Below are 20,253 nucleotides of genomic sequence, written 5' to 3' on the forward strand. Positions count from 1 at the left end.
GGAGGAGCTACATAAATGTCTCGTTTGTTTGAACAATACAACTCTGAAATCAAAAAGAGTATGCAAGAAAAATTCCAATACGGCAATGTAATGGAAATTCCTAAATTGGAAAAAATCGTTATCAACATCGGCGTAGGTGATGCAGTAGGCAATGCAAAAGCATTGGAAGCAGCAGTTAATGACTTGACTATTATTGCTGGTCAAAAACCTGTTATCACAAAAGCTAAAAAATCCATTGCGAACTTCAAAGTTCGTGAAGGCATGGCGTTGGGTACAAAAGTTACTCTTCGTGGCGAACGCATGTATGAATTCCTTGATAGATTGATCAATGCGGCATTACCTCGTGTACGTGACTTCCGCGGTATCAGCGCTACTGCATTCGATGGCCGTGGTAACTACGCTTTGGGTCTTAAAGAACAGCTCATCTTCCCTGAAATCGAATATGATCAGGTAGAACGTGTTACTGGTATGGATATCATTATCGTAACAAGTGCTAAGACAGATGAAGAAGCTCGTGAATTGTTGACTCAATTCGGTATGCCTTTTGAAAAATAATAGGAGGAACATATAGATGGCTAAAAAATCTATGATTGAACGCGAAAAGAAACGCGCTAAAATCGTTGAAAAATATGCAGCTAAACGTGAAGCGTTAAAAGCAGCAGGTGATTATGAAGGCTTATCCAAATTACCAGCAAATGCATCCCCAACACGCTTGCACAACCGTTGCAACTTAACTGGTCGTCCTCACGGCTATATGCGTAAATTCGGTATCAGCCGTATTGCGTTCCGTGAATTGGCGTACAAAGGACAAATTCCTGGTGTTAAAAAAGCCAGCTGGTAATATTAGACGAGAGGAGGTTTTTAGATTATGGTAATGACCGATCCTATCGCGGATATGCTTACGCGCATCCGTAATGCAAACGCTGCACTTCATGAAACGGTAAACATTCCTGCATCTAGAATGAAAGCAGCCGTTCTTGACATCCTTTTACAAGAAGGCTTTGTAAAGAACGTTGAAAAAGAAGAAAACACTTTAAAAGTAACTTTGAAATATGGTTCCAATAACGAGAAAGTTATTACAGGAATTAAACGTATTTCCAAACCAGGTTTACGTGTTTACGCGAAAAAGGAAGAACTTCCTCGTGTACTTGGTGGTTTGGGTATCGCAGTTATTTCTACGTCCAAAGGCGTTATGAGCGACAAACAAGCTCGTAAAGAAGGTCTTGGTGGCGAAGTAATCGCATACGTTTGGTAATAGTAGCAATAGGAGGTAGAAATAATGTCACGTATCGGTAGAATGCCTATCGAGATCCCTGCAGGCGTTACTGTTACATATGATAACCATCATATGAACGTAAAAGGCCCTAAAGGTGAATTATCTCGCGATTTGCATCCAGATATGAATATCACTGTAGAAGGTAACACAATCACAGTAACTCGTCCTTCCGACGATAAAAATCATCGTTCCCTTCACGGTTTGACTCGCGCTCTTGTTGCTAATATGGTAACAGGCGTATCTGAAGGATTTACAAAAACTCTTGAAATCAACGGTGTTGGTTACAGAGCGGCTAAACAAGGCAATAAATTAGCTCTTACACTTGGCTTCTCTCATCCAGTAGAAATGGAAGCTCCAGCTGGTATTACAATCGACGTTCCAGCTCCTAACAAAATCGTTGTGTCTGGTGCAGACAAAGAAGTTGTAGGTGCAGTAGCAGCTGATATCCGTAAATGGAGAAAACCTGAACCTTACAAAGGTAAAGGTATCCGCTATGAAGGCGAAGTTGTTCGTCGCAAAGCTGGTAAAGCTGGTGCAAAAGGTAAATAGTAATATCATCTATATGAATGAAAGGAGTGAATATCTTGCCTCGTAAATCTAGTAGAAATATCGCTCGAGCAAAACGTCATCTTCGTATTCGCCGTCACATCTCTGGTACGGCAACTTGCCCACGTTTGAACGTTTACCGTTCTTTGAGCAACATTTACGCACAAGTAATCGATGACGTAGCAGGTACAACTTTGGTTGCTGCTAGCTCTTTAGATAAAGATTTGAACTTATCCTATGGTGGTAACGTAGCTGCTGCTAAAGCTGTTGGTGAAGCAGTTGCTAAAAAAGCTATCGCTAAAGGCATTGACACTGTAGTGTTTGACCGTGGTGGTTACATTTACCACGGCCGCGTAGCAGCCCTTGCAGAAGGTGCTCGTGAAGCAGGCTTAAAATTCTAAGAAGGAGGAACTATAGACATGGCGAGAATTGACTACACCAGTCTTGATCTTAAAGAAAGAGTAGTATTCATCAACCGCGTAGCCAAAGTAGTTAAAGGCGGTCGTCGTTTTTCCTTCAGCGCTCTTGTAGTTGTTGGTGATGGCAACGGTTATGTAGGCGTTGGCTTAGGTAAAGCAGCGGAAGTACCAGAAGCAATTCGCAAAGGTATCGATGATGCTAAGAAAAATATTGTAAACGTAGCTATTAAAAATGGTACAATCCCTCACAGCGTAACAGGCGTATTCGGTGCAGGCCGCGTATTCTTGAAACCAGCTGCTGAAGGTACTGGCGTTATCGCTGGTGGCCCTGTTCGTGCCGTATTGGAATTAGTAGGTGTTCGTAACATCTTGACTAAATCTTTGGGTTCTTCTAACCCTAACAATATGGTTCGCGCTACAATCGAAGGTTTGAAAGATTTGAAACGCGCTAGCGAAGTTGCTGAGCTTCGTGGTAAAACCGTTGAAGAAATCTATAACGCGTAATAAGGAGACAAGAAATGGCACAAGTTAAAGTAACATTAACAAGAAGCTTAATCGGTCGTCCTGAAGATCAACGCGCGACAGTTAAAGCTTTGGGCTTGAAAAAAACTAATTCTCAAGTCGTAAAAGAAGTAACACCTCAAATCGAAGGTATGCTTCATAAAGTTAGACATTTAGTAAAAGTTGAAGAAGTTTAATACTGATAAGGAGGTGCACTGAATGAAACTTCATGAATTACAACCAGCAGCTGGTTCTAAAAAAACTCGTACTCGTGTAGGCCGTGGTTTAGGTTCTGGCTTGGGTAAAACATCTGGTCGTGGTCAAAAAGGTCAAAACTCCCGTTCTGGCGGTGGCGTTCGCTCCGGTTTTGAAGGCGGCCAAATGCCTCTTTATCGTCGTTTACCAAAACGCGGTTTCAACAACAGCGTTTTTGCTAAACAATATGCTGAAGTTAACGTAGCACAATTAAATCGCTTTGAAGATGGTGCAACAGTTGATCCAGTAGCTCTTATTGAAGCTGGCATTTTGAAAAATGTACGCGATGGTATTCGTATTTTAGGTAACGGCACATTGGAAACTAAAAACTTGACTGTTATCGCTAATGGCTTCACTAAAGCTGCTGAAGAAAAAATCACAGCAGCAGGCGGAAAAGTTGAGGTGATCTAGGGTGCTAGATAGCCTCTCGAACATCTTTAAGATTACTGAGTTACGTAACAAGATTTTGTACACATTGATGATGTTTGCTGTGTTTAGAGCCGGCATTCACATCCCAGTACCAGGTGTAGATGCATCTGTTATCGAATCCTTGTTTACATCCGGTAACCTATTTGGTCTATTAGACTTGTTTGCTGGTGGTGCGCTAAGTAAGTTCTCTATCTTTGCGATGAGTATTACCCCTTACATTAATGCTTCCATCATCATGCAACTGCTTCAGTCTGTAGTTCCTCAGTTTGAAGCATGGAGTAAAGATGGTGAAGACGGGCGTAAGAAAATAGCGAAGGTAACTCGTTATGGCACCGTAGTCCTTGGCTTTGTACAAGCCGCTGGTATGGCATTTGCTCTTAGAGCAAACAACGCTTTGGTAAATAATGATTTCCTTAGCGTATTCGTTGTGGCCATCATCCTCACAGCAGGCACATGTTTGTTGATGTGGATTGGGGAGCAAATCACAGCATATGGTATAGGTAATGGTATTTCCTTGATCATCTTTGCTGGTATCGTAGCTCGATTGCCAGATGGTCTCGAAACTATTTATCAATATATCCAAAACGGAACCATTAACATGTTCCAAGCATTCTTATTTGCTGTAATTGCACTTGCGATGATCGCTGTCGTAGTGGCAGTTACACAAGGCCAACGTCGCATTCCTATCCAATACGCAAAACGCGTAGTAGGGCGTAAAATGTACGGTGGTCACTCTACATTCTTGCCGTTGAAAGTCAATCAGGCAGGTGTAATCCCAATTATCTTTGCGTCATCTGTGTTGATGTTCCCTGTAACAATTGCACAATTTATTGACAATGAATTTGTTCATAAAGCTGCTGATTTATTTACATGGGGGACGCCGTTACAAACGGCATTGTATGCGATATTGATCTTTATCTTTACGTATTTCTATACTGCAATCTCTATCAACATTACAGATATGGCAGATAATATGAAAAAATACGGTGGTTTTATCCCAGGTATTCGTGCGGGTAAACCAACTGCTGATTATGTGGATAACGTGATGACCAAGATCACTTTGGCTGGCGCTGTATTCTTAGCTGTCGTTGCTATTATACCGAATTTCCTCGGTAGTATAACCGGCGTCCAAGGCGTATACTTTGGTGGTACGGCTCTTCTTATTGTTGTAGGTGTAGCACTTGATACAATGCAACAAATTGAGTCGCTCATGGTAACACGCCACTATAAAGGCTTTGTGAAATAGGAGGGAAACGATATGTATATTTTATTAATGGGACCTCCTGGTGCAGGTAAAGGCACTCAGGCAGCTCGACTTATTGAAAAATACGGTATTCCCCAAATTTCAACAGGTGATATGTTCCGCGCTGCGATTAAGAACGAAACACCTCTTGGAGTTGAGGCTAAGAAATACATCGATGCTGGTCAATTGGTACCAGACAGTGTAACTGTTGGTATCGTACGTGATCGCTTGGTGAAAGATGACTGCAAATCTGGATTTATTCTTGATGGATTTCCAAGAACTACAGCGCAAGCTGTATCCTTGGATGCAATCCTTAAAGAATTAGGAATTTCTTTGGACGCTGTACTTAACTTAAACGTTCCTTCCGAGGAATTGGTTAAACGTATTAGCGAACGAGCTGTTCTAGAAAATCGTGCTGATGATAACCCTGAAACAGTACAGAAACGTCTAGCTGTGTACGAAGAATCTACTAAACCGTTAATTGATTACTATCGCAATAGCGGATTATATCAAGAAATTAATGGTTTACAAGATGTAGACGCAGTATTTGCTGACATCATTAAGGCGTTGGAGAAATAATCTATGATTATTTTAAAATCGCCCCATGAGATTGAATGTATCCGCAAGGCAAGTAAGCTTACAGCAGACACGTTGTCCTTGTTAGTAAAAAAGGCTAAACCTGGCATCACGACGCTTGAGTTAGATACAATTGCCGAAGAATATATTCGCAGCCACGGTGGTATACCAAGTTGTAAAGGGTACTATGGATTCCCCGCTACAATCTGTGCTTCTATTAACGAAGAAGTCGTTCATGGTATTCCGAGCGCTAAGCGTAAGCTTAAAAACGGCGATGTCCTCAGTATTGATCTAGTATCATCTATTGATGGATATCATGGCGATTCGGCTGTGACGATTCCTATTGGTCACGTCAAACCCGATGTGATGAAATTGTTAAAAGTTACAGAGGAAAGTCTGTTCAAGGGAATTGAACAAGTGAAAGTCGGTAACCGTATTGGTGCTATCGGTCACGCTGTTCAAACGTATTGTGAGAAACATGGTTACGGTGTCGTACGCGACTTCGTAGGCCATGGTTTAGGCCGCGAAATGCATGAAGATCCGCAAATACCAAACTATGGTAGTCCTGAACAAGGACCTCTTATGAAACCAGGTATGGTATTGTGTATTGAACCGATGATAACTCTAGGGACACATCGTGTTCGTGTATTAGGGGATGACTGGACAGCAGTTACAGTAGATGGTAAACCTGCTGCTCATTTCGAACATACAGTGGTTGTTACAGAAAACGGCCCTGAAATATTAACTATGCGGGAAGAACCGCGGTTAATTAAATAAACAGGTAACCGGAGGAAAAGATATGTCAAAAGAAGACGTTATTGAGGTGGAAGGTACGGTCGTTGAGGCATTACCGAATGCCATGTTCCAAGTTGAATTGGAAAATGGTCATATCGTATTGGCTCATGTGTCAGGCAAAATGCGTATGAATTTTATCCGTATTCTTCCTGGTGATAAAGTTACTATGGAACTGACACCGTATGACTTAAATCGTGGTCGCATCACCTATCGCTTTAAATAAGCATAGGGTCCACAAAGGAGGTACTAATGAAGGTTCAACCATCAGTTAAAAAGATATGCGAAAAATGTAAAATCATTAAACGCAAAGGCCGTGTAATGGTTATTTGCGAAAATCCAAAACATAAACAAAAACAAGGATAATCTGATAGGAGGTGGATGATTAGATGGCACGTATCGCCGGTGTAGATTTACCTCGTGATAAACGAGTGGAAATTGGTTTAACTTATATTTATGGTATTGGTCCGACTTTAGCATCTGAAATTATTGCTAAAACTGGCATCAATCCTGACACACGCGTTCGCGATCTTTCTGAAGATGAAGTAGCGAAAATTCGTGAATTGTTAGATGCTGATTACAAAGTAGAAGGTGACCTTCGTCGTGAAGAAGCTCTTAACATTAAACGCTTAATTGAAATCAACTCCTATCGAGGCAAACGTCATCGTATGGGTTTACCACTTCGTGGTCAACGTACTAAAACGAATGCACGTACTCGCAAAGGTCCTAGAAAAGCAATTGCTGGTAAAAAGAAATAAGATAAAGGAGGGATAAAGCGTGGCTAAAAAAGTTGTTAGAACTAAAAGAAAAGAAAAGAAACATATTGAATCCGGTGCGGCTCATATTCGTTCTACATTCAATAACACTATCGTAACTTTGACAGATACAAACGGTAATGCGTTGTCTTGGGCTTCCGCTGGTGGCTTGGGCTTCCGTGGTTCTCGTAAATCCACTCCATTTGCTGCTCAAATGGCTGCTGAACAAGCTGCTAAAGCTGCAATGGAACATGGTCTTCGCACTGTTGAAGTATTCGTAAAAGGTCCTGGATCCGGCCGTGAAGCTGCAATCCGTGCTTTACAAGCTGCAGGTCTTGAAGTTACTTCCATTAAAGACGTAACTCCAATTCCTCACAATGGTTGTCGCCCTCCAAAACGCCGTCGTGTATAATTTATAGCGACCGATATGATACGGTGCTATAATTAACTATGAACGTGTGTTATATAGGAGGATGTTCCTGATGAGCGAAGAAAAGAAACTTAAAATCGAGAAAGTGGACATCGCCGATGGCGGTCGTTATGGTAAGTTCGTATGTGAACCATTAGATCGTGGTTATGGGATCACTCTCGGTAATAGCTTACGCAGAATTTTGCTTTCATCCTTGGATGGGGCAGCTATCACCTCTATCAAAATTGATGGAGTTCTTCATGAATTCTCTACTATTCCTGGTATTCGCGAAGACGTTACGGATATCATCCTTAACTTAAAGCAATTGTGCATCAAAGTTGAAGAAGAAGCACAATTACCTTTGGAAGTTCATTTTGACTTCCAAAAGGATGGAATATTGACAGCTGCTGATTTAGCTGAACAATTCCCACCAGAGGTAGAAGTATTGAATCCTGAACTCGTGATTGCGACAATGGATGAGACAGCTCATCTCGTAATGGACGTAGTAATCGAACGAGGTAAAGGCTATGTTCCTTCAACGAAGAATAAAAAAGATACTGATGTTATTGGTTGTATTCCAATCGATTCCATCTTCTCTCCAATTCTTCGTGCTAAATACGAAGTGAGTGATGTTCGTGTAGGCAATGAAATGGACTTCGACAAACTTACATTAGAAGTTTGGACTGATGGCTCCATTACTGCTGCTGATGCAGTGGCAAAATCTGCTGCCATTATGATTGGTTATTTAGGGAACTTCACTAAATTAGCGCATTCTGCAGATGTTGTAGATGTAAACACTGGTGAAGGCGGTATCGTTATAGATCCAGTAGGTTCCGATAATGAAGAACCAGCTGTAGATGACGGCCCAGCAAAGATTTCCATCGATGAGTTGGAACTCTCTGTTCGTGCGTATAACTGCTTGAAACGTGCTGGCATTAATACAATTGCAGACTTGCTAGACAAAACCATTGATGACTTAGGAAAAGTTCGCAACTTAGGTAAAAAATCTATCGATGAAATTGAGGAAAAACTCAATAATCATCCAGGTGGTTTTCAACTTAAACAAAAAGGCGAATAAGGAGGAAGACGAATGTACAGAAAATTAGGCCGCGACAGCTCCGCTCGTAAAGCGTTGTTCCGTAGCATGTTAACATCTTTCTTCCAATATGAGCGTATTGAAACGACTGAAGCTAAAGCGAAAGAACTTCGTTCTTTAGCTGATCAAATGGTAACTTTGGCTAAACGTGGTGATCTTCATGCACGTCGCCAAGTTCTTGCATACCTCATGGATGAAAGTGTAGTAAAAAAATTGTTTGATACAATTGCTCCAAAATATGCAGACCGCCAAGGTGGTTACACTCGTGTAATCAAAACTGGTCTTCGCAAAGGTGACGCTGCACCTTTGGCTATTATCGAGTTAGTTTAATCAAACTCATACGGTGTTGTAACTTATGTTGCAGCACCGTTTTTTTATTGTCAATTTTATGGTACAATCGACTAGTATAATATCGTAATATGTTAGCAGTTATCGTAAAGGATGAATATGTATTGTCAACCTTTTGCATAATATCTAAGAGATTATTAAATTCAAGTTCTATTAAATAGGATAAATTGAAACATGGGGATTATGCACCACATGAGTATGATAGATGATGCAAATGGTTCTACTTTCATAGAAACGAAATTGACTAGAAAGATATGAGGTTATCCATGAATGAACAAGACATTATGATTGAGGTCAATCATATGAGTCATATTTATACTGATGAAAACGGCAATGATGTACGTGCCTTGGATGATGTGAATCTATCCATTAAGCGTGGTGAATTTGTTTGTATCATTGGAACTAATGGCAGTGGTAAAAGTACGCTTGCCAAGCATTTTAATGTGTTATTACAACCTAGTGAAGGTCATATCAATGTATGTGGCTTTGATACGCGGGATGAAGCGCATATTTGGAATATTCGCCAACATGTAGGAATGGTATTCCAAAATCCTGATAACCAAATCGTAGCGGCCGTTGTAGAGGAGGACGTTGCCTTTGGTCCAGAAAACTTAGGTATTCCTAGTGCAGAAATTAGACAACGTGTTGATGCAGCGTTAGCTGCTGTTAATATGACTGAATATAGAGAACATGGTCCCCATTTATTATCGGGCGGACAAAAACAACGTATTGCTATCGCAGGTGTATTAGCGATGAAGCCTGATTGTATCGTTCTTGATGAACCAACAGCGATGCTCGATCCAAAAGGTCGCCGCGAAGTGCTTGAAACGGTTCACAAGCTCAATAAGGAAGAGGGCATTACGATTGTATATATTACGCACTTCATGGAGGAAGCTGTTACGGCAGACCGAGTTGTGGTGATGAAAAATGGTGTGAAATTACATGATGGTACGCCTCGTGAAATTTTTAGCCATGTAGATACTTTAAAAGGGCTGGGCCTCGATGTACCGGTAGCCTCTGAGATTGCTTTCAAATTGAATGCTAAAGGTTATGAAGTGGGTAAGAGTATCATTAATAATGAAGAGTTAGCAAAGGGCCTTAAAGGCTCAAAGTTAGGCAAGCAATTATCCGCTATACACTCAACAGATGCTCCAAGAGGGGAGGCAACCCACTAATGGCAATTGTATTAGATAATATTACATATACCTACGGCGTGGGCACCCCTTTTGAAAAGACTGCACTTCGTGGTGTATCTCTTACCATTGAAAATGGGGAGTTTCTAGGTGTTATCGGTCATACTGGTTCCGGTAAATCTACCTTTGTACAACATCTAAATGGGTTATTACATCCTACAACTGGTACAGTTACGGTCAATGGTGTAGATATTAGCGCCTCCACAGAGGAAGCAAAAAAAATGCGTCATAAGGTGGGAATGGTATTCCAGTATCCAGAGCATCAATTGTTTGAAGAAACCATCGCGCAAGATATCGCCTTTGGTCCTAAAAATTTAGGTCTTAGTGCTGATGATGTAGATGAGCGTGTGCGAGATGCGATGAAGTTCGTAGGGCTCGATTACGACACGTATGCAGAACGTTCTCCATTCCATTTATCTGGTGGTCAAATGCGTCGCGTGGCTATTGCTGGCGTAGTGGCTATGGACCCAGATTTTCTCGTGCTCGATGAACCATCTGCTGGTCTTGATCCATTTGGACGGGAAGAAATCTTTGAAGAAATCATTCGACTACATAAAGAAAAGGGAATAACTGTAATTCTTGTATCTCACAATATGGAAGATATTTCTCGCATGGCCTCTCGTCTTGTAGTACTCGATAAAGGGCGTATCGTTCTCGATGGTGAACCGATGGACATCTTTAATAATCATCGTGATGAATTACAGGCTGTCGGTGTAGATGTACCGCCAGTGTCCGTTACTATGGAATATTTGCGTGAACAAGGCCTTGATGTGTCTAATCGCGTACTGTCTGTAGATGATGCGGTACAAGCAATTCTAGAGGGAGGTAGCCATGTTAAATAACATTACTATTGGTCAATACTTCCCAGGGAATTCCTTCTTGCATCGCATGGATCCGCGAGCAAAGATTATTGCTACTACCATCTTCGTAGTGGCTATCTTCTTGGCAAATTCTCCACTAGCCTATGGCATAGTAGGTGGTTTCACCATCTTTGCAATGCTATTATCGCGTTTGCCATTACGCCTGATGTGGTCTGCTATTAAACCGCTTTGGATTATCATCGTATTTACCATGGGTATTCATATTTTTACGACGCCTGGTAATCCAATTTTCCAATGGGGAATTATTAATATTACGGATCATGGGCTGGCAATGGGCCTTCAAATGGCGGCACGATTAATCTTCTTAATCTTGTTTTCTTCTTTGTTGACCTATACCACATCACCAATTCGCTTAACTGATGGCATCGAGCACTTGCTCAATCCGTTCCGTCGCATAGGTGTTCCTGCTCATGAGCTCGCCATGATGATGACTATTGCGCTGCGTTTCATCCCTACCTTATTGGATGAGACAGATCGTATTATGAAAGCACAATCTGCTCGTGGTGCAGACTTTGTGACAGGCTCTATTATTCAACGAGCGAAAAACATGGTGCCACTTTTAGTGCCATTATTTATCAGTGCGTTTCGACGGGCCGATGAATTAGCTATCGCTATGGAAGCGCGTTGCTATAGAGGTGGTGTCAACCGTACGCGTATGAAGGAATTACAAGTTACTTATGTCGATTATATTGGTGTTGGCGCTGTTGTTTTGGTAACTATTGTACTTGTCGCATTGTGGTGGTTAGATCTATGAGAAATATACGGATCATAGTGGCTTATGATGGTACAGATTTAGCAGGTTATCAAAAGCAACCTAATGATAAGGGGTTAACGGTACAAGGTTGTTTGGAATATGGTTTATCACGTATTTGTAATGAACCCATTCAAATTTATGGTGCCTCTCGTACTGATGCGGGGGTGCATGCTAAATTTCAAGTTTGTACATTTCAAACGTCGGGCACTATACCAGTAGAAAATATTCCTCGTGCTATGATAGCTCATATTCCTAAGGATATAGTCGTTCTAGAAGCGGTAGAAATTCCGCTAGATTGGAAGCCACGGTGGAATATATACGGTAAAGAGTATGTATATACGATTCATAATCAGCTCATTGCAGATCCTTTGACGAAGCGGTATCATTGGCATGTGAAAAAGCCCTTAGATATTGATCGGATGCAGGCTGCAGGTAATGAACTATTAGGTACGCATGACTTTACAACCTTAAAGGGAACGAACTCAACTCCTGCGGATCCTGTAAAGACAATCATGGGAATTCGTGTTGAGTCCCGAGGTTCACAGGTGACGATTTCTGTGATCGGTGATGGCTTTTTATATCATATGGTCCGTAATATTGCAGGCTTACTTGTAGATATAGGTCTTGGTCGTCGCAAGGTTGAGGATATTAAAGGATATTTAGCCGCTAAAGACCGGCGTGCTATAGGGAAAACTGCACCTGCTCAAGGCTTATGTTTAGAAGAAATATTCTTCACTGAGGAGCGACAACAAGAGGTGTTACGAAATAAATATTTTAGATGATTCGAGAATAAATATTCTATATAATTTTATATAGACTCTTTTTTTGCCGTCTGAATATAAAACGATAAGCATAAATACTAAAAGGATACTACTTAAAAAGTGGTATCCTTTTTCTCTTATAATTTTTAGTTATAATACCTTAATTTATACCTATTATTATGTGAAATGATACATTGTAAACCTAAAATATACATGATACAATGACGATATAAGACAGGTTCGTACTATAAAACATTAACATAGTAAGGTAGACTCTTGTCAGCAGTGTAATTTTTATCCTAAGGAGGGTGAATCTCTTGCAAAAACGTAAAGATTTTATCTGGAAAATGGGCGGCCAACAAGGTGAAGGTATCGAGAGTTGCGGCGAAATTATGGCCACAATCCTTGCTAAAGAAGGCTACTCTTTGTATAGCCAACGTTTATTTGCATCTCGCATCAAAGGTGGTCATACTACATTCGCATTGCGCGTAGCATTGGAACAAATTATGTCCATTGGTGAAGGGGTAGACTTCTTGCTTTCCCTTGATCAAGAAACCGTTGATATGCACGGTTCCGAAGTACGTGATGGTGGATATATCATCTGTGATAGCAAAGTTAATCCAGACTTTTCTAAATTTGAAGGTACAAAGATTAATTGCTTATCTTTGCCTATCTCTGAAACAGCAATGAAACAAGGCTCTTTGTTGATGCGTAATATCGTAGCACTTGGGATGTCCGTAGCGCTTCTTGGTTTTGATACTAAGATGTTTAAAGATGCTATTACTGAGAAATTTGCAAAGAAATCCCAAGAGATTATTGATAAAAACTTGGCTGCTTTTGATGATGGTCATAGCCTTGTAATGGAAAAATTAGGCGATGTTGAAATCGATACATTGCCAGCGCCTGGTAAGAAAGATCAAATGTTCTTATTAGGTAACGAAGCATGTGCTCTTGGTGCTATTGCAGCAGGCTCCCGCTTTATGGCGTCTTATCCTATTACGCCAGCATCTGAAGTTATGGAATACATGATTAAAACTATGGATAAGTTGGGCTCAACTGTTGTTCAAACAGAAGACGAAATCGCAGCATGTATGACAGCTATGGGTGGTGTATACGCAGGTGTTCGTGGCTTTACATGTACTTCTGGTCCAGGCCTTTCCTTGATGGCAGAATCCTTGTCTATGGCTTCCATGGCTGAATTGCCAATGGTTGTTATTGACGTTCAACGTTCTGGCCCATCCACTGGTATGGCTACAAAAGTTGAACAATCCGATATTGATGCAGCTTGCTACAATGCACATGGTGACTACTCTGGTATCGTAATTTCTCCAACATCTATTGAAGAATGTTTCTATGAAATTCAAAAAGCTTTCAACTTGGCAGAAATGTACCAATGTCCAGTTATCTTTATGCCTGACTTACAACAAGGTTTGAATAAACAATCCGTTCCTTCTTTTGATTTGAACCGCGTACCTATTAATCGAGGTAAAATGATGAAAGAAGCTGAGCTTCCTGAATTGGTACAACCTAACTATTTCAAACGCTTTGAATTGACTGAAGATGGCATTTCCCCTCGTACAATTCCAGGTATGAAAAATGGTCTATTCCTTTCCACAGGTTTAGAGCATAATGAAGAAGGTAAACCAGCAGAAGCGCCTACAATGCACGTAGCGCAAACTGATAAACGCTTCCGTAAATTGGAAACTGTAGCTGACAATTATGAACCATTCTTGAACAATGCTAAATACGATGAAGCAGATGTACTCGTTGTAGGTATGGCTTCTAGTCGTGGTGCTATCGAAGAAGCTGTTGCTGAATTCGATCAAGAAGGTGTTAAAGTTAACCATTTACAATTGCGCTTAATTAAACCATTCCCAGCAAAGCAATTACAACCGTTCTTTGATGCGGCGAAAAAAGTAGTTATTGTAGAACACAATAAAACTGGTCAATTGGCTAACTTATTTAAAATCAACATGCATAAGAAACATAAGATTTCTAGCTGCTTGAAATACGATGGTAATCCATTCACAAAAAGTTATGTGAAAAATGCGATTAAGGAGGTCCTATAATATGACAACAGCTAAAGATTACAGAAATGATATTCGTCCTAACTGGTGTCCAGGCTGTGGCCATTATGGGGTTCAAGCGGCGATTACTGATGCCGTAGTAGCGAAAAATATTCCACCAGAAAAATTAGCCGTAATTTCCGGTATTGGTTGTTCTAGCCGTATCGGTGGCTATTTCTACGCTTATGGTGCGCATACAACTCATGGCCGTGCGCTTCCTTATGCGCAAGGCGTTAAGCTTGCTAACCAAGACCTAGAAGTTATTGCATTTTCCGGTGACGGTGATGCCTTTGCTATTGGTATGGGTCACACCATTCATGCTTTTAAACGTAATGTAAACATGACATACGTAGTAATGGATAACCATGTATATGGTTTGACTAAAGGTCAAGCATCCCCTCGTTCTGACATCGGTTTTGTTACAAAAACAACTCCTCATGGTGCGTTTGAGTCTCCATTGTCCGTTTGTGAAACTGCGATTGCAGCAGGTGCTACATTTGTAGCACAAAGCTATATGGTGAATCGTAAAGAGCTCGTTGATTTGATTCAACAAGCTATGGATCATGAGGGATTCTCCTTCATCAATGTATTTAGCCCATGTGTTACATATAATAAACGCAATAGTTATGATTGGTTCAAAGAACATTTAGTAGCATTGCCTGAAGGTTATGACCCAACAGATCGTGCAACAGCGCTTAAAACTTTGGGTGATACTGATGGTTTGGTTACAGGCCTTATCTATCAAAATACATCTAAACCTTCCTTTGAAAAAGCAATGGCTGCAGCAAATGGCGGACCACATCCTCGTCCATTGACTGAAGATGTTGTAAAACCTGACCAAGCATTATTTGATAGTCTTTGCAATCAATTTAAATAATATTAGTATCGTACCCATTAGGTAGGATGCTGATTAAAGAAACGTGTCACCTTCGGGTGGCACGTTTTTTGTATGTACTATTTTATGAAAAACTATTTAGTATATTGCTTTCTGCGATTTGTCCCATGTGGTTATATAACGTGATATAATAAGGACATTGTATGATATTCATTGCAATTGTATCGTATTCATTGCAGAGGTTTTTATGAAAGCATACGAAAAGGGGATTAGTCTATCTATCTGGACTTTGAGTTGGCCTATATTTATTGAAGTGTTCCTACAGATGCTAGTAGGTAATATAGACCAATTGATGATGAGTCACTACTCACCTCAAGCGGTAGCAGCGGTAGCTAATGCCAATCAAATTTTAAATATCTTTATTATGCTCATCATCGTCATGAGTACAGCTACGACGATTTTGATTGCCCAATATTTAGGAGCGAGAAACCAGTCCAAGCTATCAGAGGTATGTACGGTCAGCTTAATGATGAATTTTCTCTTTTCATCTATAGCGGCAGTATTCTTTATTACTTGCCATGAATGGATCTTTACATGGCTAGGTATACCACCAGAAACGATGAGTGATACGTCGATATATACTACTATCGTTGCTGCAGGGCTACCGATACAAGCGATGTATTATGCATTAGTAGCCGTATTTAGAGGTCACTCATTAACACGCGTTACCATGTATATTGCCCTTGTGATGAATATCATTCATATTCTAACAAACTATGTATTAATCTTTGGACATGGTCCAATACCAAGCCTTGGTGTATTAGGTGTTTCTATTTCAACATGGCTATCTAAAGTGGTAGGGCTCGTGATTATTGGATATACTTTTAAGAAATTATTAACCTTAGAGGTAAACTTTAAATTCTTAAAACCATTTCCGTGGCATACGGTTAAATCTTTATTGCATATTAGTGTTCCTTCTGGTGGAGAAACATTGAGCTATCAATTATCTCAAACTACGATCATGAAAATGGTCAACATGTTAGGCTTAGCAGTTATTAATACTAAAGTTTATGTATCTGTTATCGCCATGCTTTGTTATGTATACACTATAGCGCTATCTAATGCTTCACAAGTTATCGTAGGTTTCCTAATGGGCGCTAAACGCCAAGAGGAGGTTACTAGTCGTGTATGGAAGTCCATGTATTTAGCGATTGCTATTAACGTAGGTCTTGCTACATTCTTCTATGTGACTAGTGATTTTGTTGTATCTGTGTTTACTTCGGATCCGGAAATCCTAGAGTTAGCACATAATGTATTACTGGTTGAGATCTTTCTTGAGTTAGGACGTGCAGTAAATATCGTTATGGTTGGTTGTTTGCAGGCTGCCGGTGATATTCGTACGCCTATGCTAGTGGGAATCTTTGGCATGTGGTTATGCGCCGTGCCATTATCGTATCTATTTGGTATTTACTGGGGTTGGGGCCTTGTTGGTATATGGATTGCCATGGCCGCTGATGAAATCTTGCGAGGTTTATTGTTTATATATCGTTGGTATAGCGGTAAATGGAGAAACAAGCATCTTATCGAAGCTTAATTTCATTCTCCCTAATTTTGATTTACAATTAGCTAAATAATAATGTAATATAACTAGCATTATATTGGAGAATAGACATTGCTAGTTTTACTTGAAAGTAGGTTTATATGAGTAAGACAGTGGGCATTATTGGCTTAGGCCTATTAGGTGGATCCTTGGCAAAGGCCTTAAAGGAATATACAGATTATGAGGTAGTAGGCTATGCACGTCGTCAAGAGGTATGTGATGCGGCCATTCAAGATGGTGTGGTAAAAGCTGCGTGGACTGAAGTTGAGCCATTGATTAAGAACTCAGATATCGTTGTGTTCTCCTTGCCACCTGATACAAATGCACGACTTTTTACTGAAACGGCTCATCTATTTAGATCGGGACAAGTTGTAACCGATGTATCTAGTGCGAAGGAAAATTTTGTACGAGCCGTTTATGAATCGATTCCTAAGGGGACCGTTTTCGTATCTGTCCATCCTATGGCAGGATCCGAAAAGGGTGGGTATGAAGTATCTCATAAAAACCTATTCAAAGGTATGGGCTGGATTGTGTTAGAAGATAAGGCATCTGATGTATATAGTGAAGAAGTAGCTCAAGAATTAGCTGACATGGGTCGTGCCTTAGGGTCTCGTATCGAGTTTGTCGATATTTATGCTCACGATGCATATCTGGCTATGGTTAGTCATATGCCTCACTTATTGGCCTCTATTTTAACACAAGTTTCGGGAGGCGATGAATTGGGCGAATTACGCATGAAGTTATCTGCTGGCGGTTTCCGTGATTGCACCCGTGTTGCAGGTGGATTACCATCGATGTGGCGTGAAATTATTTATGGGAATCGTCGTAATGTCATTGAAGGGCTCACACAGGTTGAAGCAGAAATTCAACGCGTAAAAGAGATACTTTTACAAGAGGATGACGGTCAAGAATTAGAAATTTATCTTGAACGAAGTCGCGAGATTCGAGGAAAGTTACCGTATTTAACTGGTCAAATCAAGGATAATTAAAATGGCGTAGTTTTGTATCCTATAAGAGAGTAAATGTAACTGAAAAAACATGACATATATCTAGAATCGTGTATACTATATATCATTATGAGTATGTAAATAGTATTATGTTAAGGGAGCTTTTATGAGTTTGTTACAAGAAACTTGTGGCGCTATTACAGGTCGCAGCTTAAAGATTGAACAACATATATTTAATAGCTGGAATGCAGAATCGCCGGTGGAACTATATGGTCGTCTTGTAGATGTTGTGGCTCAATATGGGGCTGCTACGAATCAAGAACAGGTAACCGTGCCAAAACCATGTATGATTATTGCTTCTGCGGATCATGGCGTAGCTGATATGGGGGTCAGTGCGTATCCCAAGGAAACAACTGTTGGGATGACACAAAATTATCTAATCCCTAAAGGGGCGGGTGCTAACTCTCTAGCTAATTATTGTGGGGCCCAAATGGAAGTTATCGACATGGGGATTGATGCGGATATGAGTTGGGTTCCAGGCCTTCGTAGTCATAAACTTGGGATGGGAACGAAAAACTTTGTAGAAGAGCCTGCTATGACGCGCGAACAAGCCGTGGAGGGCATCGAAACAGGGATTCGTCTAGTAAAAGAAAAAATCGATGAAGGCTTTAACGTATTTTTGGTAGGTGAAATGGGCATATCAAATACGACAGCTAGTGCCCTTATGACCGCTAAGTTTGCAGGACTTACAGCGGAAGAGGCGACGGGACGAGGAACGAATATTTCCGATGAACGACTCAAACTAAAACAGCGGATCGTTCATGATGTGCTAGAAAAATATAAGGATATTAGTAAGGATGATGCTCTTGGTATTTTATCGTCTGTAGGCGGTTTTGAATTTGCTTGTATTGTTGGTGTTATCTTAGGCGCTGCAGCAAATCATGGGTTAGTTATTATCGATGGATTTAATACATCGGCTTGTGCATTGGTGGCTAAAACATTGGCTCCAAAAGCGATGGATTATGTGATGGCATCTCATTTGTCTGCAGAAAAGGCGGCGAAGTCCTCCTTAGAAAACCTAGGCCTAGAAGCGTATGTAGACTTAGGGCTTTGTTTGGGTGAGGCCTCTGGCAGTTCGGTACAAATGGGGATGCTAGATCTTGCGGTGCATATGTATATGGCCATTACAGGAGGTAATAGATGAGAACTTTCAAAATTGAGCCGTTAGATACACAAGCAATGGAAACATGTCGATTCCGTATTGATAATTTGACAAAGCCCATCTATAGCCTGGCTACGTTAGAAACTATAGCGGAGCGTTTTGCAGGAATTTTAGGAGACCCTAAACCAAATCATTTGCGTCAAGGTGTGCTCGTTGTGGCAGCTGATCACTTGGTAGATGGACCGCAAAATGATCAACATGGTAGTGAAAGTTATGCTGTCATAAAACGCTTTAATGAGGGAAGAACAGCTACACAAGGGGCTGCAGCTAAATTAAATGCTGTTGTATATGTGGTGAATGTAGGTCTAGAACAAGACACTTCTGATTTAGCAAATATTGAGCAACAGGTGATTCGAAAAGGGTCTCATTTCTTTGGTGTAGAACCCGTTATTTCTCGAGATGAATTAGAGCGTGCTCTTGAGCTAGGTTTTACCTATGCAGATAAGTTACATAGAGATGGACTACAAGTGGTGGCGATTGGTAACGTAGGGGAGAGAGCTTTCTTAGATTCTCTCGTAACGACGGCTACTATTACAGGCTGTGCCTACAATGATATTCTCGTACACAATGAATGGGGGCCTACAGTGGATGAACGTGCTGCTCATATTCATTCTTTTGTAGATCGATTTAATATTTCTGTGGATGATTGGTCTGCTATTAGTGAAAGTGAGCGCCGTGATGCGGTATTGCACTTGCTTCATGTAGCGGGTGGTTTAGATATTGCATTTTTAACGGCCTTTATATTAGGAGCTGCTAGTCATCGCATGGCTGTAGTCTTTGATAATATAGTAACAGGTGCAGCTGTTTTAGCGGCGGTTACCATTGAACCGCTAGTTAAGGACTATGTGTTCCCGTCGGCTGCCTATGATGAGCCTATACATGATGAGCCCATACATAAGGAACAATGTCGCTTCTTAGGGGTAAAGCCTTATTTAGACTATAAACTGCTAATTGATGAAGCCTTAGGTTCTACCATGGGCCTATCTGTTATCAATGCATCTATGCATATGCTAAATGACATGAAAACCTTCGTTGAAGCGGAGGTGAGTGTAGCCGAAGATGGGGCTGGTAAAGGTAGACAAAAGAATAAAGAATAACCCGTTTTAAAGGGGGATTGTACCATCTCCCTTTTTCTTATGTGGGCGATGGTCTTTAAACCAATATTTACTAGCATTTTATGGAAAAACCATTGACACTATATGTGTAAATTGATATTATTATATGGCAGTCAGGACGGACTTAATTCATCCTTGACGACAGATTGATAATTATGTTATAGTAATTATCGGTTCTGTATGCGGGAATAGCTCAGCGGTAGAGCACCGCCTTGCCAAGGCGGGGGTCGCGAG

General features: G+C 40.7%; 27 protein-coding genes. All 27 read left to right on the plus strand.

Annotated features, from left to right (window positions below; translation table 11 throughout):
- Positions 1-15: 15 nt before the first annotated feature.
- Positions 16-555, plus strand: a complete 540-nt coding sequence (gene rplE, locus NE668_RS09410; protein ID WP_004695119.1) for a 50S ribosomal protein L5 — start codon at positions 16-18, stop codon at positions 553-555.
- Between the two features lie 16 nt (positions 556-571).
- On the plus strand, positions 572-841 hold the full coding sequence (gene rpsN, locus NE668_RS09415; RefSeq protein WP_004695122.1) for a 30S ribosomal protein S14: 270 nt from the start codon (positions 572-574) through the stop codon (positions 839-841).
- A 27-nt stretch (positions 842-868) separates the two neighbouring features.
- Positions 869-1,255, plus strand: a complete 387-nt coding sequence (gene rpsH / locus NE668_RS09420; RefSeq protein WP_004695128.1) for a 30S ribosomal protein S8 — start codon at positions 869-871, stop codon at positions 1,253-1,255.
- Between the two features lie 24 nt (positions 1,256-1,279).
- A complete protein-coding gene (gene rplF, locus NE668_RS09425; RefSeq protein WP_004695131.1) occupies positions 1,280-1,825 on the plus strand; it encodes a 50S ribosomal protein L6 in 546 nt (181 codons plus the stop codon).
- Positions 1,826-1,842: 17 nt separating this feature from the next.
- A complete protein-coding gene (gene rplR, locus NE668_RS09430) occupies positions 1,843-2,223 on the plus strand; it encodes a 50S ribosomal protein L18 (protein ID WP_005385510.1) in 381 nt (126 codons plus the stop codon).
- Positions 2,224-2,241: 18 nt separating this feature from the next.
- The gene (rpsE, locus tag NE668_RS09435; RefSeq protein ID WP_004695136.1) at positions 2,242-2,745 is read left to right on the plus strand and encodes a 30S ribosomal protein S5; all 504 of its coding nucleotides are present in this window, start codon (positions 2,242-2,244) and stop codon (positions 2,743-2,745) included.
- Between the two features lie 14 nt (positions 2,746-2,759).
- The gene (gene rpmD / locus NE668_RS09440; protein ID WP_004695138.1) at positions 2,760-2,939 is read left to right on the plus strand and encodes a 50S ribosomal protein L30; all 180 of its coding nucleotides are present in this window, start codon (positions 2,760-2,762) and stop codon (positions 2,937-2,939) included.
- Between the two features lie 22 nt (positions 2,940-2,961).
- On the plus strand, positions 2,962-3,408 hold the full coding sequence (rplO, locus tag NE668_RS09445; RefSeq protein WP_004695141.1) for a 50S ribosomal protein L15: 447 nt from the start codon (positions 2,962-2,964) through the stop codon (positions 3,406-3,408).
- Between the two features lies 1 nt (position 3,409).
- Positions 3,410-4,672: a preprotein translocase subunit SecY gene (gene secY / locus NE668_RS09450; protein WP_004695143.1), complete on the plus strand. Its 1,263-nt coding sequence runs from the start codon at positions 3,410-3,412 to the stop codon at positions 4,670-4,672.
- A gap of 12 nt (positions 4,673-4,684) precedes the next feature.
- Entirely contained in the window at positions 4,685-5,248 is a 564-nt protein-coding gene (locus tag NE668_RS09455; protein ID WP_004695145.1) for an adenylate kinase, read from the plus strand.
- Between the two features lie 3 nt (positions 5,249-5,251).
- A complete protein-coding gene (gene map, locus NE668_RS09460) occupies positions 5,252-6,022 on the plus strand; it encodes a type I methionyl aminopeptidase (protein ID WP_195394870.1) in 771 nt (256 codons plus the stop codon).
- 22 nt (positions 6,023-6,044) lie between these two features.
- Positions 6,045-6,263, plus strand: a complete 219-nt coding sequence (gene infA, locus NE668_RS09465; RefSeq protein ID WP_004695147.1) for a translation initiation factor IF-1 — start codon at positions 6,045-6,047, stop codon at positions 6,261-6,263.
- A 26-nt stretch (positions 6,264-6,289) separates the two neighbouring features.
- The gene (gene rpmJ / locus NE668_RS09470; protein WP_004695148.1) at positions 6,290-6,403 is read left to right on the plus strand and encodes a 50S ribosomal protein L36; all 114 of its coding nucleotides are present in this window, start codon (positions 6,290-6,292) and stop codon (positions 6,401-6,403) included.
- Positions 6,404-6,426: 23 nt separating this feature from the next.
- Positions 6,427-6,795 carry a 30S ribosomal protein S13 gene (gene rpsM / locus NE668_RS09475; RefSeq protein WP_004695149.1) on the plus strand — a complete coding sequence of 123 codons (369 nt, stop codon included), beginning with the start codon at positions 6,427-6,429 and terminating at the stop codon, positions 6,793-6,795.
- A gap of 19 nt (positions 6,796-6,814) precedes the next feature.
- On the plus strand, positions 6,815-7,204 hold the full coding sequence (gene rpsK, locus NE668_RS09480) for a 30S ribosomal protein S11 (protein ID WP_004695151.1): 390 nt from the start codon (positions 6,815-6,817) through the stop codon (positions 7,202-7,204).
- Between the two features lie 70 nt (positions 7,205-7,274).
- The gene (locus NE668_RS09485; RefSeq protein WP_004695153.1) at positions 7,275-8,279 is read left to right on the plus strand and encodes a DNA-directed RNA polymerase subunit alpha; all 1,005 of its coding nucleotides are present in this window, start codon (positions 7,275-7,277) and stop codon (positions 8,277-8,279) included.
- A 12-nt stretch (positions 8,280-8,291) separates the two neighbouring features.
- Positions 8,292-8,627, plus strand: coding sequence for a 50S ribosomal protein L17 (gene rplQ, locus NE668_RS09490; protein WP_004695155.1), 336 nt, complete (start codon positions 8,292-8,294; stop codon positions 8,625-8,627).
- Between the two features lie 284 nt (positions 8,628-8,911).
- On the plus strand, positions 8,912-9,820 hold the full coding sequence (locus NE668_RS09495; RefSeq protein WP_118091679.1) for an energy-coupling factor transporter ATPase: 909 nt from the start codon (positions 8,912-8,914) through the stop codon (positions 9,818-9,820).
- Positions 9,820-10,680: an energy-coupling factor transporter ATPase gene (locus tag NE668_RS09500; RefSeq protein ID WP_058948083.1), complete on the plus strand. Its 861-nt coding sequence runs from the start codon at positions 9,820-9,822 to the stop codon at positions 10,678-10,680. Before NE668_RS09495 ends, NE668_RS09500 begins: the two co-directional genes overlap by 1 nt.
- Positions 10,670-11,473: an energy-coupling factor transporter transmembrane component T family protein gene (locus NE668_RS09505; protein WP_227037360.1), complete on the plus strand. Its 804-nt coding sequence runs from the start codon at positions 10,670-10,672 to the stop codon at positions 11,471-11,473. Before NE668_RS09500 ends, NE668_RS09505 begins: the two co-directional genes overlap by 11 nt.
- Positions 11,470-12,255, plus strand: a complete 786-nt coding sequence (gene truA / locus NE668_RS09510; protein ID WP_227037362.1) for a tRNA pseudouridine(38-40) synthase TruA — start codon at positions 11,470-11,472, stop codon at positions 12,253-12,255. Before NE668_RS09505 ends, truA begins: the two co-directional genes overlap by 4 nt.
- Positions 12,256-12,551: 296 nt before the next feature.
- Positions 12,552-14,303, plus strand: a complete 1,752-nt coding sequence (locus NE668_RS09515) for a 2-oxoacid:acceptor oxidoreductase subunit alpha (RefSeq protein ID WP_004698101.1) — start codon at positions 12,552-12,554, stop codon at positions 14,301-14,303.
- A 1-nt stretch (position 14,304) separates the two neighbouring features.
- The gene (locus tag NE668_RS09520) at positions 14,305-15,177 is read left to right on the plus strand and encodes a 2-oxoacid:ferredoxin oxidoreductase subunit beta (RefSeq protein ID WP_008602530.1); all 873 of its coding nucleotides are present in this window, start codon (positions 14,305-14,307) and stop codon (positions 15,175-15,177) included.
- A 205-nt stretch (positions 15,178-15,382) separates the two neighbouring features.
- Positions 15,383-16,729: an MATE family efflux transporter gene (locus tag NE668_RS09525; protein WP_227037364.1), complete on the plus strand. Its 1,347-nt coding sequence runs from the start codon at positions 15,383-15,385 to the stop codon at positions 16,727-16,729.
- A 107-nt stretch (positions 16,730-16,836) separates the two neighbouring features.
- A complete protein-coding gene (locus NE668_RS09530) occupies positions 16,837-17,724 on the plus strand; it encodes a prephenate dehydrogenase (RefSeq protein WP_227037365.1) in 888 nt (295 codons plus the stop codon).
- A 124-nt stretch (positions 17,725-17,848) separates the two neighbouring features.
- Entirely contained in the window at positions 17,849-18,886 is a 1,038-nt protein-coding gene (cobT, locus tag NE668_RS09535; RefSeq protein ID WP_227037369.1) for a nicotinate-nucleotide--dimethylbenzimidazole phosphoribosyltransferase, read from the plus strand.
- On the plus strand, positions 18,883-20,001 hold the full coding sequence (locus tag NE668_RS09540) for a nicotinate-nucleotide--dimethylbenzimidazole phosphoribosyltransferase (RefSeq protein WP_227037371.1): 1,119 nt from the start codon (positions 18,883-18,885) through the stop codon (positions 19,999-20,001). The genes cobT and NE668_RS09540 overlap by 4 nt, the downstream gene beginning before the upstream one ends.
- The last annotated feature ends 252 nt before the right edge of the window (positions 20,002-20,253 follow it).

This window comes from Veillonella parvula (assembly GCF_024461875.1).
Classification (GTDB): Bacteria; Bacillota; Negativicutes; order Veillonellales; family Veillonellaceae; genus Veillonella; species Veillonella parvula_I.

Bases quoted from the DNA above. Each gene is read 5' to 3' on its own strand.
- truA (WP_227037362.1), top strand. From the start codon at position 11,470: ATGAGAAATATACGGATCATAGTGGCTTATGATGGTACAGATTTAGCA.
- rplR (WP_005385510.1), top strand. From the start codon at position 1,843: ATGAAAGGAGTGAATATCTTGCCTCGTAAATCTAGTAGAAATATCGCT.
- NE668_RS09540 (WP_227037371.1), top strand. From the start codon at position 18,883: ATGAGAACTTTCAAAATTGAGCCGTTAGATACACAAGCAATGGAAACA.
- rpmJ (WP_004695148.1), top strand. From the start codon at position 6,290: ATGAAGGTTCAACCATCAGTTAAAAAGATATGCGAAAAATGTAAAATC.
- NE668_RS09505 (WP_227037360.1), top strand. From the start codon at position 10,670: ATGTTAAATAACATTACTATTGGTCAATACTTCCCAGGGAATTCCTTC.
- NE668_RS09485 (WP_004695153.1), top strand. From the start codon at position 7,275: ATGAGCGAAGAAAAGAAACTTAAAATCGAGAAAGTGGACATCGCCGAT.
- rplF (WP_004695131.1), top strand. From the start codon at position 1,280: ATGTCACGTATCGGTAGAATGCCTATCGAGATCCCTGCAGGCGTTACT.
- NE668_RS09455 (WP_004695145.1), top strand. From the start codon at position 4,685: ATGTATATTTTATTAATGGGACCTCCTGGTGCAGGTAAAGGCACTCAG.
- NE668_RS09525 (WP_227037364.1), top strand. From the start codon at position 15,383: ATGAAAGCATACGAAAAGGGGATTAGTCTATCTATCTGGACTTTGAGT.
- NE668_RS09500 (WP_058948083.1), top strand. From the start codon at position 9,820: ATGGCAATTGTATTAGATAATATTACATATACCTACGGCGTGGGCACC.
- NE668_RS09495 (WP_118091679.1), top strand. From the start codon at position 8,912: ATGAATGAACAAGACATTATGATTGAGGTCAATCATATGAGTCATATT.
- map (WP_195394870.1), top strand. From the start codon at position 5,252: ATGATTATTTTAAAATCGCCCCATGAGATTGAATGTATCCGCAAGGCA.
- rplO (WP_004695141.1), top strand. From the start codon at position 2,962: ATGAAACTTCATGAATTACAACCAGCAGCTGGTTCTAAAAAAACTCGT.
- rplQ (WP_004695155.1), top strand. From the start codon at position 8,292: ATGTACAGAAAATTAGGCCGCGACAGCTCCGCTCGTAAAGCGTTGTTC.
- rpmD (WP_004695138.1), top strand. From the start codon at position 2,760: ATGGCACAAGTTAAAGTAACATTAACAAGAAGCTTAATCGGTCGTCCT.
- rpsM (WP_004695149.1), top strand. From the start codon at position 6,427: ATGGCACGTATCGCCGGTGTAGATTTACCTCGTGATAAACGAGTGGAA.
- NE668_RS09520 (WP_008602530.1), top strand. From the start codon at position 14,305: ATGACAACAGCTAAAGATTACAGAAATGATATTCGTCCTAACTGGTGT.
- rplE (WP_004695119.1), top strand. From the start codon at position 16: ATGTCTCGTTTGTTTGAACAATACAACTCTGAAATCAAAAAGAGTATG.
- NE668_RS09530 (WP_227037365.1), top strand. From the start codon at position 16,837: ATGAGTAAGACAGTGGGCATTATTGGCTTAGGCCTATTAGGTGGATCC.
- rpsE (WP_004695136.1), top strand. From the start codon at position 2,242: ATGGCGAGAATTGACTACACCAGTCTTGATCTTAAAGAAAGAGTAGTA.
- rpsN (WP_004695122.1), top strand. From the start codon at position 572: ATGGCTAAAAAATCTATGATTGAACGCGAAAAGAAACGCGCTAAAATC.
- cobT (WP_227037369.1), top strand. From the start codon at position 17,849: ATGAGTTTGTTACAAGAAACTTGTGGCGCTATTACAGGTCGCAGCTTA.
- rpsH (WP_004695128.1), top strand. From the start codon at position 869: ATGGTAATGACCGATCCTATCGCGGATATGCTTACGCGCATCCGTAAT.
- infA (WP_004695147.1), top strand. From the start codon at position 6,045: ATGTCAAAAGAAGACGTTATTGAGGTGGAAGGTACGGTCGTTGAGGCA.